We start from the raw sequence: 15201 nt of genomic DNA, 5'->3' as shown, positions 1-15201 counted from the left end.
GCGCATCTCCGACTACCGCTCAGCTCGTCTTCAGAGGTTGATGTTCTTTGAGGAAGATCGTCAGCATCCTGACGATCCGAACAAGAACCCTGACGAGCCGATCAAGAATAAACAAGAATAAAAAAATCTGGTGGAACTGGCCGAGACCCTAGCCACGCCAGCAGAGCTGAGCCAATGCCCGCTCACTGGGTTTATCCGCGCAGGGAGCAGTGCAAACAGAGGCGCAACGGGAGCTTGGCCAACTGGTTCCCAAAGAATACGTTGCGCTGCTGCGGCTCACCAACGGCCTTCAGATCAACAACGTCCTCTTCAAAAAGGCAGAGGAGCTGGTGTTCGATGGTCGGGATCGCCGTTTTCACATTGCGAATCTGGGATCCCCCAACGAGCGCTTCTCCTCCTTCGATTCCCTGGCGGCGTTGCTGGTCGAGGCTCTCCGCGAGCAGCAGGTGCTCTAGGCGTTCGCTCGGCCTGGATTCCTTCAGCGCCTTCTGGAGCAGCGGCGCAGCAGCCAACTGGCGGCGGCCCGATCGCCCTCGTCCCAGGCCAATCGCTCCACGGCCACCATCACCATCGAGGTAATCACTGCCTCACTGAGATGTCGGGAGCGCAAGTGCTGCACGGCTGAGGTGGCGGCCTCTAGGTCGCGCCTACGAATTGCGCGGAGCAGCTCATCGGACATAGACAAGGCCAACTCGCCTCACTACCTTTCTACCGCAGGAGCCAAAATTTCCCCTTCTTCCTCACCTTCTTGTCAGATAACGCAAAAATTCGTCTGGCTTCCCTAAAACTTCTTAAAGAACATCGGAGAAATTGTTGGAGAAGGAAGCTGTGCACTTCTCAAGAGGGAGCTGGGATCCGTTTTGGCCCAAGGCTTCCCAGTCCGCTCAACCCACCTCAAGTCAACCAGCCGAGAGATCAGCGGGCAGCCATGGCCGCTGGGGAGCGCGGGATCCCGTGCAGCAGCCGCTCCATCTCTGCTTGCAAATCCTGGGTCAGGGCTTGTACGGCTTGCCGGCGGTTGGCCTGGTAGGCGGGCCAGCGCTCCGAAACCGAGAGGGGATCCCCGATGCTGAAACGGGCCAGCCGCGGCCCCAACCTGGGGGGGTCAGCACCGACGGGGTTTTTCCCCTTGATCCAGGCCAAGAGGTTCCACAGCCGCAGGGCGGTTTCGGCCAGTTCCTCCAAACTGGGTTGCTCCGGCAGGGGACGCACAGCAAACACCATCAGGGTCTCCACCAGGCGCATGTGCCAGAGGTGGAAGCCGGCCTCCGAGGCGACGCGATTGGCCAACCCCTTCTCCAAAGCCGAAAGGGCAGCAATGTCGGCAATATCTTCCCGGTAGATCCAAGCCCAGCCTGCCTGTTCGATGCGATGCCGCCGCTCGATCAAGTCTCCCTGGGGCTGCAGGCCAAAGTGCTGCTCGGCCACGCGCAGGGCCAGATCCGATAGGCTTTGCAGACGTGCCAACAGATCCCCTCCCCCTCTCAGGTTAACCCGCGCCGCGTCGGGCAAAGCTGGGGCGTAGAAGCGCTCGTAAAAACGCTCCATCACCTGAATCAGATGTTCGGCCAAGCGGAGCAGGCGGGCCATCAGAAACCCCTTGCCGACATGGGCCGAGCGGGTGGCCGGGAGCTTGCAATCGGCCTCCATGCGGTGGAGCAACCTGTCCAGCACCGGGCTGGGATCCCTCAAGTAGGAGTAGCGAAGGCCCACCGGCAAGATCAGCACCTCCTCTGGCCGTCCCGCCTTGTGCAGATCCTCTACCGCCCAAAAACCCATCTGGGCCACTCCCGGCTCCAGCGGGTTGAGCAGCCCACTCATGCCGTTGATCGTTCCTTCGGGAGCGACTGCCAGGGGGTACTGGCCCGACACAAACTGCTCGCGAGAGCTCTTCAGTCCTGCCCGATCCAGACGGCCCCGTAAAATCGGGATCCCGCCCAGCCGGGGCAATCCCCAACGGGCAATCGAGCCCAGCCACAGCGGCAGGCCACGGTCGTAGACAAACAAGACGTGGGGCCGCTGCCGCAGGCGGATCCCCTCTTGCCGGGCCACCCGAGGCAAAAGGTGGGAAAACAGGTACATCAAGCAGGGAGGATCGTCGAGGGTGGGGTGGCGAAAGGCAACCAACAGGCGAATCTTGCCTGCCTCAAATTGCTGATAAAGCTGAGCCAAACGCTCGCCCCCTTCTACCTCAATGCGCGGGATCCCTTTGGCCCATCGCAACCACAAGGGCAAACCCGTTTGGGCAAAACGAACCACCCACGGTGTCAATCGCGGCGGCAGAAATTTGAGAGGAGGTTGAACGGTCTGCTGCATAGGGATCCTCAAATCTAGGGTTGTCGCCGTCGGTAAACCCAGGCTTTGGATCCCATCTTAAGGAGGGTGAAGAGGGAAGAAAGCCCCGCAGTGACAGTTTCTCAACTGGACTCCCTCCGCCCAACTCCAGAAGAAGTTCAGGCTCCTGCCGTTTTTTTCCTGCGGCCCCGTGTCTTTTTGGGGGCAGCTTCTTCTTTTGAGGTTGAGTCTGAGGTTGAGTCCTCCATCACCTGGCCGTTTAACACTTGCTTGAGGTGAATGTGCTTGTAGCCCAACTGAATCTCAAACTCATCGCCGGGCTTGAGATTCATCTTTTCGGTGTAGGCGGACCCGATGATGAGCTGCCCATTTTTGTGAACGCTGACGCGAAAGGTGGGCTCGCGACCGCGCTTGTCGCGGCTGGAACCTGGGCTGAGGCTCAGACCTTTTGCCTCCAGCACCGCGTCATAAAACTCATTTAAGTTGACGCGGAGCTTGTTGTTCTTGGTCACGGTCACGTAGCCGCAGCGCTTTGCCGTTTCCCGGCGCGGAAGATGCCCCAGCGCTTCGACCTTCTGAAGGAGAGCCTTCCCGGTTAAAGGTTGTGGTGGTATATCTGACATTTTTTAATGTCCTACATCCTTCCCCTAAGATCATAGCCTTATGATGTACTCCTGCAACCAAAAGTTTGAGGCTTTTCTTTCTCATTCGTCGAGCGCCCCAATCTCTGAGCACAGCTTCTGTGACTTCCGGTAGAAAATGAGCACGATTTCCCACTGCAGAGATCGGCGCGGCGGCTCTTATTGTCTTGCAAAAATGGGTCGGAAAGATGGCCAAGAGCAGCATGCCATCAGACCTAGCTTGGTGGGCCTTTTCAGCTCCTGGGGGAAGTCGGCAACATCCAGGCAAAGGGTTATTTCAAACCCAACTCAGAGGCTCCTCAGGCGCTCCACGCCGCCGACGCGCCCTTTCAGATGGGGGTGCGAGTTGCCAATGCGGCTCACTCGGGATCCACTCGATTGGCTACCGCTGAGACCACGATCATCGGCAGGCTGACCAGCAGACAGAAGCCCCACTGATCCCAAGACAAAGGTGCCGTGTCGAAAATGATGTTCATCACGCCCCACTGGCTGAAGAGGATCTGCAGCAGGATGGCCGCCCCAATGCCGATGCCAACAGCCGCCGTATCCATCAGGCGTTCGTGGTGGTCCAACTGGCTGGCCCGTCCGCGGCCCAACAGGGTGGGAATGGCTTGGCTGAGGCTGAGCAAGTAGAAAATACGCCCGATCACCAGCGCCTGAATGGCCATGCTGCGGGCCAGGTCGATATTGCCGGTGGTTTGTTCAATGTACTCAAAAACCCCGAAGATCAAGATCCAGTTGAAGACCGACACCAGCAGGATGCGCTGCAGCAGCCGAGGAGAAAGCAAGTTGGCATCGGGATCCCGCGGCGGCTGGGTCATCTCCCGCCCCGTGCTGGGCTCGAAGGAGAGGGGCACCGTCATGGTGATGGAGTTGATCATGTTCAGCCACAGCACTTGAACGGCCAAAATGGGCAGCTCCCGGTTGAGGAGGACGCTGAGGAGAATGGTCATCGACTCCCCCCCGTTCACCGGCAGGATGAAGGCAATGGCCTTGAGCAGGTTGTTGTAAACGGTGCGCCCCTCTTCGACGGCGGCCTCGATGGAGGCGAAATTGTCGTCGGTCAAGATCATGTCGGCGGCGGCTTTGGCCACTTCCGTGCCGCCCCTCCCCATGGCAATGCCCACATCTGCCTGCTTCAAGGCCGGGGCGTCGTTGACCCCATCGCCGGTCATGGCTACGATCTGACCCCGCGACTGCAGAGCTTCCACCAGGCGCAGCTTTTGCTCCGGCACCACCCGCGCAAAGACGGATCCCTGGTTGGCGGCGGTTACAAACTCCTCTGGGCCAAGCTGCTCCAGATCCCGACCGCTGTAGGCTTTTACCGGTTTGCCGCCGCCCAGGCCCATCTGCTCAGCAATGGCTTGGGCCGTGAGCACATGGTCGCCGGTGATCATCTTGACTTGGATCCCGGCAGTCTGGCAGGAGCGTACGGCGGCAATGGCCTCCGGCCGCGGCGGGTCAATCATCCCCTGCAAGCCCAAGAAAATCAGCCCTTCCTGCAGATCTGAGTGATCCACCTGCGTTTGGCTAGGGGGTACGGCTTTTTGGGCAAAGGCCAGAACCCGCAGCCCCTGCCGCGCCAAGGCCTCCACCTGCTGGCGAATCCGCTCTGCTTCCAAGGGCTGGATCTCCCCCTGGGATCCCATCTGGCTGCCGCAGCGGGGCAAGAGAGCTTCTACGGATCCCTTGACGTAGATACAGTGCTCCTCCGGCCCCAACCGGTGCAGGGTGGCCATGTACTGAAACTCGGATTCAAAGGGGATGCTGTCCAGGCGAGGGCGGCGGCACTGCAGATCTTCTCGATCCAGACCCCCCTTCTGCGCCGCCACGAGCAGAGCCGCCTCGGTGGGATCCCCTACCACTTCCCACTGACCGTCGTCCTTGGGTTGGAGGCGGGTGTCGTTGCAGAGGCAGCCGGCCAGTAGACAGGCCTCCAGCGAGGGCCATTGGCGCACTTCGACGGGGGAATTGGCTTCCTGGGATAGGATCTGGCCCTGGGGGCTGTAGCCACTGCCGGTAACCCGGTAGAGCTGGGATCCGGCGTAGATGGCCTGCACCGTCATCTGGTTTTCCGTGAGGGTGCCGGTTTTGTCCGAGCAAATCACCGTGGCGCTGCCCAGGGTTTCTACCGCCGGCAACTTGCGGATGATGGCATGGCGTCGGGCCATGCGGGAGACCCCAATGGCCAAGGTTACGGTAACTACCGCCGGCAAGCCTTCGGGGATGGCGCTCACCGCCAGCGCCACTGCCGCCTCAAAGACACTCACTGCCGCTTGGCCCTGCACCAGGCCCACCAAAAAGGTGAGCGCAGCCAAGGTGAGGATAATTTTCAGCAAGGTCAGGCTGAACGCCTCAAACTTGCGCGTCAGGGGAGTTTGCAGGGATCCCCCCTCTTCGATCAACTTGGAAATGCGGCCCGTCTGGGTCTGGTTGCCGATGGCCACCACCACCCCCGCCCCTTGGCCAAAAGTAACGAAGCTGCCGGCGTAGGCCATGTTCTGGCGGTCGGCCAAAGGCGTGTCTTCAGGGAGGGATCCCAGCCGTTTTTCCACCGGCACCGATTCTCCCGTGAGGGCCGATTCGTCCACCTGCAAGTTGCGCGCACTCAGCAGGCGCAGGTCGGCGGGCACCCTGTCTCCCGAGCTCAAGAGCACCACATCCCCCGGTACCAGCTCCTGCGAGGGCACCCGCACTTTCTGCCCCTCCCGCAGCACCGTGACTTCAGTCACCACCGACTTGGCCAGAGCGGCGATCGCCTCCTCCGCCTTAGACTCTTGGATGTAGCTGATGAGGGCGTTGATCACCACCACCGCCCAGATCACGATGGCGTTGCGCCAGGATCCCAGGAACGCCTTGACCGCCCCAGCCACCATCAGGATATAGAGCAGCGACTGGTTAAACTGCTGCAGAAACTTGACCCAGGCCGGCGTTGCAGCTTTGGCTTTCAGCTCATTGGGGCCGTATTGCCGCTGCCTCTTCTCCACTTCAGCTTGAGAGAGGCCCTTTTCCAACAGCCCCGCCAAAGACATCTCCTCTCCGAGGAGTTCCTGGATGGCTTGCTCCTCCGGCAGGGCATGCCAGGCAAGGGCCGGGAGCAGCTCAGGGGATGAAGATTCGGCCATGTTCGGAATCTTGAGTTACAACACCGCGAGGGTTGGATGGGCTGCCTGCCCTCCTTATCTCTGATAGCCTAACCAATGCCATGGGCCCTTCCCGGCAAGGTGTCCTTCGGGGGGCTCTTTACCAAGACAAGCGTCAACAACGTTTAGGCAGCCGGCTAAGATTTGCTTAAAATTCTCAATAGATAGAAAGGATGAACATATTCTTATTAGGTAGAATGATTAGCTAGAGCTTGTAGGGAGCCAAAGGGCTTCGGCTGAACTGTCCGGGCTCCTGGACAGGTGAGCTGGCTCTTTTGCTGTTTTTTAATATGGCCAATTGAGTCTAGCGGTAGCTTTTTTTGTTTCTGTTTTGAGGGAGTTATGGTAGTACCGACTACAAAGCCAAGGGAGTTGCAAGCCCAGTCAGCAGCAGTGCCGCAAAACGGCGCGCGCTCCGAGGTGCAGGGGGCTGCTTCTGGGAGTTCTCCTACAGTTATTCACCATCAGATTGTCGTCGTCGGGGGAGGGGCAGCCGGCATCAGTGCAGCAGCCCAGTTGCTGGAGCGCCAGCGCAACCTCGACATTGCCATCATCGAGCCCTCCGACAAGCACTACTACCAGCCCGGCTGGACGCTGGTGGGCGGGGGCATTGCACCGCTGGCCAAGTTTGTTCGCGATGAAAAAACCGTCATCCCCAGGGGAGCCAAGTGGATCCAGGCGCGGGTGGCCGAGCTGGATCCGGATCACAACCGCGTCATCACCGAGGCCGGCCAAGTTATCGAATACGACTACCTCATCATGGCCCCCGGGATCCAAATTGACTGGCACCTGATCGAAGGCCTGCCGGAAGCGTTGGGCAAGGGCGGCGTGACCAGCAATTACTCCAAAGACTATGCCCCCTACACCTGGGAGACCATCCGCAACTTCCAGGGGGGCACGGCCATCTTCACCTACCCCGCCACTCCCATCAAGTGCGGCGGCGCGCCCCAGAAAATCATGTACATGGCCGACGACGTCTTTAAGAGCAAAAGCGGCGTTGGGGTCAACACCAAAGTTATCTTTTGTACTGCCACTCCCACCCTCTTCGCGGTGCCGGAATACAGCGCCGCCCTGGAGAAAGTGGTGGAGCGGCGCGGGATCCAGGTAAAGTTCAGGCACAACCTCAAGGCCATCCGGCCCGAGACGCAAGAGGCCATCTTTGAGGTAACCACCGACAAGGGCAAAGAGGAGGTAAGCCTGCACTACGACATGATCCACGTGGCTCCGCCCATGAGCGCCCCGGACTTTGTCAAGCGCAGCCCCCTCGCGGGACCTGGTGGCTGGGTGGAGGTGGACAAGTGGACGCTGCAACACCCCCGCTACCCCAACGTATTCTCTTTGGGGGATGCCTCTTCCCTGCCGACTTCCAAGACGGCAGCCGCAGCCCGCAAGCAGGCGCCGGTGCTGGCGGAAAACCTCTTGGCGGCCATGCAGTCCAAGCCGCTGCCGGCCCGCTACGACGGCTACACCTGCTGCCCCCTGATCACCGGCTACAACTCCCTGATCATGGCGGAGTTTGCCTATGACGCAAAGCTAGCTCCCTCTTTCCCCCTGGATCCAACACGAGAGCGCTACTCCATGTACCTGGCCAAGGTGCACCTGTTGCCCTGGCTGTACTGGAACCGCATGCTCAAGGGCAAGAAATTTGAGGCAGATATCTTCAAGCCCCTCAACAGGCTGGTGCATCGCTACTAAGGCTCTCCACCCCCCTCACCCCCAGCCCCTCTCCCCAAGGGAGAGGGGAGTTCTTTTACAGAGCTTGCTCGCTCTGCCGCTGTGTTACCTCAGGTATGAGAGCTGCTGCCATCCAGATCCTCAATCTGCTTGTTTGGCATGGCACCGAAAGCGCGGCGGCTGTGGTGATGGAGGTGATCTCCGGGTTTGGGAAATGCAGTAGGATCGAGGTGAAGAGAGAGGAGGGGCAGGCGATCGCGTCTTTGCTGTCGCCACCAGACAGCGGGATGAGGAAAGTCCGGGCTTTCAGAAGAACACACCGCTGGGGAAACTCCCAGTGCGGGTAACCGCGAGGACAGTGCCACAGAAACATACCGCCGATGGCTGGGATCCCAGCACAGGTAAGGGTGCAAAGGTGGGGTAAGAGCCCACCAGCAACGTCGAGAGGCGTTGGCTCGGTAAACCCCGGTGGAAAGCAAGGCCGCAGCCGCAGGATCATGGCTGTTCTTCGCCCCTGTCGGCTGCATCGAGATCACGGTACCCAGTAGACGCTGGGGAAGGGTGCTCTCGATGGTGGTGAGCCGCTAGAGGGTGATGGCAACATCACTCCCAGATGGATGATCGCCAGTGCGGGTTAGTTCTTGAAAGTTTTGAAAGAACGCCCCACTACAGAACCCGGCTTACAACCTCCTCTCTTTTCCCCTCTTTTTGGTGCCCATCGCCTGTTTTCGTCCCGCCACTCGCGATAGCAGGACGGAGTCCTAAAGCCGCATGAGAGGAGGCTAGCTCTCTGCCTTTTTCACGTCGGTCAAGCCTGCCATCCACAGCTCTACGCAGGCTTGGAGTAGGTCTGGGATTGGTTCGCTTTCAGCGTTTGATGAGCGGCCATGGGACAACTTCTCCTCGCCGCTCGAGGGCAGGCCGGCGGTGACGGCCAACACGGCTGCCCCCAAAATCATCAGGTGTAAAACCCCAGCGGCTCGGTGAAGGCGCTCGGGCTCGACCGATTGGAACTCAGAGCCGGGGAACTGTTGCAAGTATTGTGTTAGCTGTTCCTGCGCCTGAGAAAAGCCGAGCCTCAGAGCGCGGCGATGCTCCTCGGAATAAAAGCCTGCTTCTCCAACCAAAGAGCGCACCAGCTCAGGATTATCGGCCAGCGCCCGAAAACAGGTGTGGACATAGCGCAGCAGAATGGCCTGCAGCCCAGAGCCTTGGAATGAGGCGGGATCCCCCTGGAGAGGAAGATCGGCAATGCCGGAAAAGACCCCCAGCTCACCAAACACGGCCAAGAGCAGCCCCTGCTTGCTGCCAAAGTGCCGAAATAGGGTGACTTCATTAACGCCGGCTAGGTCTGCGATTTGACGGGTGGTGGTCTGGGTAATGCCCTGACGAACAAACAGCTCCCGAGCCGCGTCTAGCAGCCTTTGCCGAGAGGAAGAACGTGCCATGGTGGGTGATGGGGTAAGGAGTTAGGAGAAAACCCTAGAGAACGGCAGCAGCCTGCAAGTAGCGCTTGCATTCGAGGTGAAATATCGTTAAGCTTAGCCTCAGGCGAGATCAAACCTGCTGCTTTTCTGCTCTCTTGTAGCCGCTTTCACTGCTGGGGCTTGCTTGGGCGGGCCTTCAGGGATCCCGGTTTGCCTTTCAGGGTTGTGAGCTCCTTGTGAGCTGAGTCAGGGATTCGGTGGCCTTTGCATGAGAAGCAACTTTGTGAGGAGGTATTTGATTCTGCGCTGCCCTTTCTCTTTTTCTGAGGTTTTGCTGGTTCATGGCCGTTTCCCTTCCTTCCCAATCGCTGGATAATCCTGACCGTTCTGCTTCGCTCACTCAGCCTGAGCCCCAAAAGTCTTTCCGGTTTGCCTGGGAATTTGTTCTCTTTTTCATTGTTTTTCACGCCCTCGCTTTGGTGGGCGGCATTTTTTACTTTTCCTGGCCGGCCCTGGGAGTGGCTCTATTGCTTCACTGGTGCTTCGGCAGCTTGGGCATCTGCCTAGGGTATCATCGTCTTCTTAGCCATCGCAGTTTCCAAGTGCCCAAGTGGCTGGAATATGTCTTTGCTACCTTCGGCGCTCTCGCCATCCAAGGGGGGCCGATTTTCTGGGTGGGCGGCCATCGTCAGCATCACGCTTTTACTGAAGACGAAGAGCGGGATCCCTACTCTGCTCGCAAAGGCTTTTGGTGGAGCCACATGCTCTGGCTCATTTACCAACGGGAAGAGTTTTTTAACCGTGAGAAGTATTCTGCTTTTGCGCCGGATTTGGCTCGGGATCCTTTTTATCGTTGGCTGGACAAGTATGGGCTGCTGCTGCAATTGCCGCTGGCTGCCGTGCTCTACTTGCTGGGGGGTTGGTCGTTCGTCATCTATGGCATCTTTGTGCGGACGGTGTTGCTGCTGCACTGCACCTGGTTGATCAACTCTGCCAGCCACCTCTGGGGTTACCGAACTTTCGAGAGCGACGACAATGCCCGTAACCTTTGGTGGGCGGCCATCTTAACCTATGGTGAAGGCTGGCACAACAACCATCACGCCGACCCGAAGCGCGTGAAAGCAGGCTTGCGTTGGTGGGAGATCGACATGACCTACTGGGCCATTTGGGTGCTGGCAAGACTGGGTTTGGCCCGTAGATTGCATCTGTCTGACCAAAGCCAGGCTACTGGCTGAACGGCTTCTGTCCCAGAACTTGCAGAGGAATCGTCAAGGGATCCCCACCCCTGGGGCTCCCTTTTTTATTTAATTGCAGAAAGGGCTATTCTTCTAAGGGGCTATACTGCCACGTTCCGTAGTGGTCGAGAATGCGCTTAATTTGCTCTGGGTCGGCACCGGGTTTTTGACAAATATGCAACGCCTCTACTTGGCTGTCTTGGTAGCGAAAGCTGGAGTCTTTTTTCCACTCCAGCTCCGTTTCTACCCCTGAAACACAGGCCAAATGGGCAGCCACTTCCCGATAAACCATCAGGGGCATGGAATCGTAGCGAACAGCGTAACGTTTCAGCTCAGGGATGCTCACGGATGACAACTCAACCTACACAACTCAAAATGTAGCTACCTCTAGCCAAACTGGAAGACTTCCCAAGGGCTCTCGGCAGCCTCTTTCTTCCCCTCACCCCCGCTCCCAGAAGCAATCGCGGTGCAAAACGCAAAAAAATCCCCTGATTAAGACTCTACGTTGGGCATCTGGCTACTGGCAAAGCAAGATGGGGCTAGGCAATTTTGTCATCCACTAGGGTGCAGCAATTGACCTGGTCCAGGCAAATCTTTCCCCATTGCAGAGCCCAGCGTACCAAAGCCACCCGATTTGCAGTTCGGGTTTTACTCAAAATGTTGCTGATGTGATTGTCAACGGTACGTTTGCTAATCTCTAAGCGCTCCGCAATGTCCTGATTGGTCAGCCCTGCAGCAATCAACTCGATGACCTGCAGTTCCCGCTCCGACAACAAATCAGCGGAATGATAGTCGGCGCCCATTCCGAATGCCTGTAGGATGAACTGTAAAGATTACCTACCCCAATTGTAGGGGATCCCCTCCAAGATGGATAGTCCCGCCGCAGGAAAATCTGCGGCAATTCTCAGGCCGAAGGGTTTGGCGATGTTGACGGGAGCGCTTCTGGGCAGCTTTCACAGGGCATCGGCGCGTTTCCGGGGCAGTTCCACCTGCACCCACAGCCCACCTGCTTGTGGGTGATTGCGCAGGCGGATTGTGCCGCCGTGAAGTTCCACAATTTGCCGCACGATCGCCAGCCCCAGGCCGGTGCCGCCTTTGCTGCGGGCCCGCGCCGCATCGGTGCGGTAAAAGGGTTGAAAGACCAGCTCAAATTGATCCTCCGGCAGGCCAGGGCCGTGGTCGTACACCTCCAGCCGCACCTGGGATCCCTGTTCCAAGAGCAGCACGTGGACAGGGGAGTCGGGCGCGCCATATTTGACGGCGTTGTCCAAGAGGTTGAGGATGAGGCGGTAGAGGCGCTGTTCATCTCCCCAGAGATAGAGCTGGGAGGGGCTGCTCAGGTGCAGTTCCTGGTGACGGGGCTTGGCCAGCGGTTCTAAGCTCTGCCAGGCTTCGCGCACTAAGGCTGCCAGATCCACCCAGCGCCATTGGGAGCGGGATCCGGCCCCCAAGTTAAGGGCGCTCAGTTCCAACAAGTCTTGTACCAACTGGCTGAGGCGCAGCGTCTCGTTCAGCAATCGTTCCACCCAAACCGCTTGCGCGGTGTCGACCCGGCTTTGTAAAGTTTCGGCCAGCAGGCGAATCGAGGTGAGGGGGGTTTTCAGCTCGTGGGCCACATCCGAGGCCCAGCGATCCCGTTGTTGGGCTAGCAGGGTAGCTTCCAGCCGGTCTTCCAAAAAGATGGCAACCTGCCCCTGCGGCAGTGGCAGCCCCCAAGCCCGCAGCGGAACCGGTTTATTCTCGCCGCCGGAAGGGTAGAAGATCCATTCGCGGCTCTGGATGGGCGTGTTGGCCCCCTGGCGGCGGGTGGCTTCGATGAGCTGATCCAACTCATAGGAGCGCACCCACTCCAGCAGGAGCTTGACGCCCGGCTGCCACTGGCCAATGTGCAGCAGGCGTTGAGCGGCAGGGTTACACTCCAGGACCACGTTGTTCTCGTCCACCCGCAGGTATCCCCAGGGCAGGTGGTGGCTGAGATACTGCCAGTCTTGCAGGTGTCGTTTTTGGCTGGCCCACTCCAGTTCTTGTTGGCGCAGGTGGCGGCTGAGCCGGCTGAGCATCTGTTCTGGCGAACTCAGAGGCAGGGGCACGTGCAGCAGGGATCCCAACTGTTGCAATTGGCGGCCGAAGCGGCGCCGACTCTGCCAGAGCAAAATCAGCGTGCCGAGTAGGCCGATGCCCAACCCAATGAGGATCCCGCTTTCCACTCCCATGGGCCCACCCCCTTTGCCGCCATTGTCGCCCAGGGATGGGGGGGTGAATACCGAACAAGCGAAGGGATCGGGATCTTCGCATCCTTATCGGCGATGCACCATTGTCGTGCTGGCCTGGTCGGTGGGCACCAGCAAGACCTCACTGAGGTTGACGTGGGGGGGACGGGTGACGGCAAACAGCACCACCTCGGCCACATCCATCGCCGTCAGGGGGGTGAGGCCCCGATAGACCGCTGCCGCCCGCTCGCGATCGCCGTGGAAGCGCACCTGGCTGAACTCGGTTTCCACCAAGCCGGGCTGGATCTCGGTGACGCGAATGGGGGTGCCCAGCAGATCCAGCTTCAGGCCCTCGGAGATGGCCCGCACGGCGGCTTTGGAAGCACAATAGACGGCGCCGCCGGGATAGGTCTGCCGACCGGCAATGGAGCCGATGTTCACCACATGGCCGCGGCCCCGCTCCACCATGCCGGGCAAGACGGCGCGGGTAACATACAGCAAGCCCTTGATGTTGGTATCGATCATCTCCTCCCAATCTTGCAGAGCACCGGTGTGGAGCTTGTCCAAGCCGCGACTGAGGCCGGCGTTGTTGATCAAGATGTCGATCTCAGCCCAGACCGGCGGCAAAGACTGGAGCGCCTGTTGTACGGCTGCCCTGTCCCGCACATCCAAAGTCAGCAAGTATGAGGAAGCGCCGTAAGCCTGCTGCAACTCCATAGCCAGCTCCTGCAGACGCTCCTGACGGCGGGCCACCAGGATCAGCTTGGCCCCAGAACGGGCAAAAAGCGTGGCACAGGCTGCCCCGATGCCGCTGCTGGCACCGGTGATGAGCACAATGGCGTTTTCCAGCATAGTCCGCAAGAGTTGAGGGGCTACTAGGGGATCTGCGGCTGGGAACGGGCCGCTTTCCCCGCCTGAAGCGAGCGCTCCAGCAGCTTAACGCAAGCATAGAGTGTATCCAAATGGGGAGTCGGGATCCCTGCCCAACGCCCCAGCTCCGCGATGGCGCCGACAATGCTCTCGATCTCCGTCGGTCGCCCCCGCTCAATATCCTGCAGCATCGAGGTGCGATGGGATCCCACGCGGGCTGCATCCTTGAGCCGTTCTTCCAGAGAGACCGGCAGCCGGATCCCCAGCGCTTGGGCCACAGCCTCGGTTTCCTGCATCACCGACTCAACCAACGCATGGGTGGGCGGGTACTGGGCAATTTCGTCTTGGGCCGCGCGGGTGAGGGCGCTGATGGGGTTGAAAGCGGCGTTGCCCCACAGTTTTTGCCAGATCTCGACCCGAATTTGGGAGGTGAGAGTTACAGGAAGCTGCGCCTGCTCAAAGATGGCCGCCAGAGAGCGCAGCCGCTCCGACAACGATCCATCTGGCTCCCCCAGAATATAGCGCCCGCCGCCGGTGTGCAAAACTACCCCCGGCTCTGCCAACTGCACGGCGATGTACACGACACAGCCGATCACCCGCTCGATCGGCAGATGGGCGGCGATCACCCCGCCCGGATCCACCGAAGTCAAGGAGCGCCCCTCAAACTCGCCGCCATGCCGGTAAAAGTACCACCAGGGAACGCCATTCTGAACAACCACAACGGGGGTGTCCGGGCCACACAGGGATCCCAACTGTGGGGCAAGCAGGGGCAAGCTGTAGGCCTTGACAGCAACGATCACCACATCTTGCCGCCCCAGCTCAGCCAAGTCGTCGCTGGCTGTCAGCCGCTCCACCCAAGCCTGGGAAGGATCCCCCTGCCGGATCAGCTTCAACCCTCGGCTGCGGATGGCCTGCAAGTGGGATCCCCGTGCCACCACACTCACTGGAAAACCGGCTCGGGCCAGGCGGACGGCCAAATGCCCCCCGACTGCCCCGGCGCCAACGATGCCGATTTTCATGTTTCACCAAGCGAGGAAATCCCTACTCGGCCCCGCCCTGGGTGACGCGCAGGATCCCGTATCCGAGCGCCACGCCCACTAGGGTCAGGACAATGGAGAGCCCAGCAATGGTGAAGATCTCACTAGCCATAGATTCCTCTCAGGTGGATTGCCTCGCCCTTTAAGGATATCGGATCTTGGGCCTTCGGCCTTCCCCGGGGTGAGGCGGCCCCTCACGCTCAATATCTCAGGAGAGAAAAACCGCAAAGATTACAGTCTGTGAAGATCCCGGCCACCTCGGACTTGATGGAGGCGCGTCACCCGCCTCTATAATGAAAGCAATTTACAAGTCTTTACCGGCATAGGCTAGATTGTAATGCCTACAGCCGTAAAGCTTGTCCGGTAGCTCTCAGATGGCTCATTGGGCCGTTGTTGAGTACTGGAAACGGTTCTGGACAGGGTCTTGGAGCACTGGGAGTCCTACTTGTAAGAGCTCCTGAGTAGCTCTGGCCAAAGAGCCGTTAAAAGAAGGTGAGGCAAAAGACCCGCGAGTTGAGTCTTTATACCTAGGCTCTTCTCTTGCTTCAAGGAAGCAAACTTTGTAGTTTCATTAGCGTTCTCATTCATTTAGATCTTTTTTGGGAGAAGTTGAGATGACCATCGCGGTAGGGCGCGTACGCCAGGAGCGAGGATGGTTCGACATCGTCG

The 15201-nt window shown here is 59.3% G+C and carries 14 protein-coding genes and 1 other RNA gene; 4 read left to right on the top strand and 11 right to left on the bottom strand.

Translation table 11 applies throughout. The features are described from left to right. Positions 1-209: 209 nt before the first annotated feature. Positions 210-455, top strand: coding sequence for a hypothetical protein (locus NW844_RS06325; protein WP_414334435.1), 246 nt, complete (start codon positions 210-212; stop codon positions 453-455). A 23-nt stretch (positions 456-478) separates the two neighbouring features. On the opposite strand, the gene NW844_RS06320 is transcribed toward NW844_RS06325, so the two are convergent. The 4 genes from NW844_RS06320 to NW844_RS06305 form a co-directional block, all read right to left on the bottom strand. Next, entirely contained in the window at positions 479-685 is a 207-nt protein-coding gene (locus tag NW844_RS06320; RefSeq protein ID WP_414334434.1) for a hypothetical protein, read from the bottom strand. 230 nt (positions 686-915) lie between these two features. After that, on the bottom strand, positions 916-2316 hold the full coding sequence (locus NW844_RS06315; RefSeq protein ID WP_414334433.1) for a 1-acyl-sn-glycerol-3-phosphate acyltransferase: 1401 nt from the start codon (positions 2314-2316) through the stop codon (positions 916-918). Between the two features lie 137 nt (positions 2317-2453). After that, on the bottom strand, positions 2454-2918 hold the full coding sequence (locus tag NW844_RS06310; protein ID WP_414334431.1) for an AbrB family transcriptional regulator: 465 nt from the start codon (positions 2916-2918) through the stop codon (positions 2454-2456). A 377-nt stretch (positions 2919-3295) separates the two neighbouring features. Continuing rightward, positions 3296-6061, bottom strand: coding sequence for a cation-transporting P-type ATPase (locus NW844_RS06305; protein WP_414334429.1), 2766 nt, complete (start codon positions 6059-6061; stop codon positions 3296-3298). Between the two features lie 360 nt (positions 6062-6421). On the opposite strand from NW844_RS06305, the gene NW844_RS06300 reads away from it, so the two are divergent. Together NW844_RS06300 and rnpB are read left to right on the top strand one after the other, a co-directional pair. After that, complete coding sequence (locus NW844_RS06300; RefSeq protein WP_414334427.1) at positions 6422-7774, top strand: FAD/NAD(P)-binding oxidoreductase; 1353 nt, start codon at positions 6422-6424, stop codon at positions 7772-7774. A gap of 216 nt (positions 7775-7990) precedes the next feature. After that, positions 7991-8452: RNase P RNA component class A (gene rnpB / locus NW844_RS06295), an RNA gene on the top strand. Positions 8453-8535: 83 nt separating this feature from the next. Here rnpB and NW844_RS06290 read toward each other — a convergent pair. Then, the gene (locus NW844_RS06290) at positions 8536-9201 is read right to left on the bottom strand and encodes a TetR/AcrR family transcriptional regulator (RefSeq protein WP_414334425.1); all 666 of its coding nucleotides are present in this window, start codon (positions 9199-9201) and stop codon (positions 8536-8538) included. Between the two features lie 320 nt (positions 9202-9521). Between NW844_RS06290 and NW844_RS06285 the strand changes: the two genes are divergently transcribed. Beyond that, positions 9522-10415 carry an acyl-CoA desaturase gene (locus tag NW844_RS06285; RefSeq protein WP_414334423.1) on the top strand — a complete coding sequence of 298 codons (894 nt, stop codon included), beginning with the start codon at positions 9522-9524 and terminating at the stop codon, positions 10413-10415. Positions 10416-10500: 85 nt separating this feature from the next. Here the strand turns inward: NW844_RS06285 and NW844_RS06280 are convergent, their stop codons facing one another. The 6 genes from NW844_RS06280 to NW844_RS06255 all read right to left on the bottom strand — a co-directional run bounded on the left by NW844_RS06280 (position 10501) and on the right by NW844_RS06255 (position 14644). Beyond that, positions 10501-10761, bottom strand: coding sequence for a hypothetical protein (locus NW844_RS06280; RefSeq protein ID WP_414334448.1), 261 nt, complete (start codon positions 10759-10761; stop codon positions 10501-10503). A 193-nt stretch (positions 10762-10954) separates the two neighbouring features. Then, a complete protein-coding gene (locus NW844_RS06275) occupies positions 10955-11218 on the bottom strand; it encodes a helix-turn-helix domain-containing protein (protein WP_414334421.1) in 264 nt (87 codons plus the stop codon). 150 nt (positions 11219-11368) lie between these two features. Next, positions 11369-12628, bottom strand: a complete 1260-nt coding sequence (locus NW844_RS06270; RefSeq protein ID WP_414334419.1) for a sensor histidine kinase — start codon at positions 12626-12628, stop codon at positions 11369-11371. A gap of 84 nt (positions 12629-12712) precedes the next feature. Beyond that, entirely contained in the window at positions 12713-13477 is a 765-nt protein-coding gene (locus NW844_RS06265; protein ID WP_414334417.1) for an SDR family oxidoreductase, read from the bottom strand. Between the two features lie 23 nt (positions 13478-13500). Next, positions 13501-14514, bottom strand: coding sequence for a ketopantoate reductase family protein (locus tag NW844_RS06260; RefSeq protein ID WP_414334415.1), 1014 nt, complete (start codon positions 14512-14514; stop codon positions 13501-13503). 22 nt (positions 14515-14536) lie between these two features. Then, positions 14537-14644, bottom strand: a complete 108-nt coding sequence (locus NW844_RS06255; RefSeq protein ID WP_414334413.1) for a PetM family cytochrome b6-f complex subunit 7 — start codon at positions 14642-14644, stop codon at positions 14537-14539. Between the last annotated feature and the right edge of the window lie 557 nt (positions 14645-15201).

This window comes from Synechococcus sp. H55.2, from assembly GCF_047462495.1.
In the GTDB taxonomy this organism is placed as follows: Bacteria; Cyanobacteriota; Cyanobacteriia; order Thermostichales; family Thermostichaceae; genus Thermostichus.
This window is presented reverse-complemented; position numbering and strand designations above follow the sequence as displayed.

What these genes read in the sequence shown, in the direction of transcription:
- NW844_RS06315 (WP_414334433.1), bottom strand. Translation starts at nt 2,316, where the DNA reads ATGCAGCAGACCGTTCAACCTCCTCTCAAATTTCTGCCGCCGCGATTG.
- NW844_RS06305 (WP_414334429.1), bottom strand. Translation starts at nt 6,061, where the DNA reads ATGGCCGAATCTTCATCCCCTGAGCTGCTCCCGGCCCTTGCCTGGCAT.
- NW844_RS06275 (WP_414334421.1), bottom strand. Translation starts at nt 11,218, where the DNA reads ATGGGCGCCGACTATCATTCCGCTGATTTGTTGTCGGAGCGGGAACTG.
- NW844_RS06255 (WP_414334413.1), bottom strand. Translation starts at nt 14,644, where the DNA reads ATGGCTAGTGAGATCTTCACCATTGCTGGGCTCTCCATTGTCCTGACC.
- NW844_RS06310 (WP_414334431.1), bottom strand. Translation starts at nt 2,918, where the DNA reads ATGTCAGATATACCACCACAACCTTTAACCGGGAAGGCTCTCCTTCAG.
- NW844_RS06265 (WP_414334417.1), bottom strand. Translation starts at nt 13,477, where the DNA reads ATGCTGGAAAACGCCATTGTGCTCATCACCGGTGCCAGCAGCGGCATC.
- NW844_RS06260 (WP_414334415.1), bottom strand. Translation starts at nt 14,514, where the DNA reads ATGAAAATCGGCATCGTTGGCGCCGGGGCAGTCGGGGGGCATTTGGCC.
- NW844_RS06270 (WP_414334419.1), bottom strand. Translation starts at nt 12,628, where the DNA reads ATGGGAGTGGAAAGCGGGATCCTCATTGGGTTGGGCATCGGCCTACTC.
- NW844_RS06290 (WP_414334425.1), bottom strand. Translation starts at nt 9,201, where the DNA reads ATGGCACGTTCTTCCTCTCGGCAAAGGCTGCTAGACGCGGCTCGGGAG.
- NW844_RS06300 (WP_414334427.1), top strand. Translation starts at nt 6,422, where the DNA reads ATGGTAGTACCGACTACAAAGCCAAGGGAGTTGCAAGCCCAGTCAGCA.
- NW844_RS06285 (WP_414334423.1), top strand. Translation starts at nt 9,522, where the DNA reads ATGGCCGTTTCCCTTCCTTCCCAATCGCTGGATAATCCTGACCGTTCT.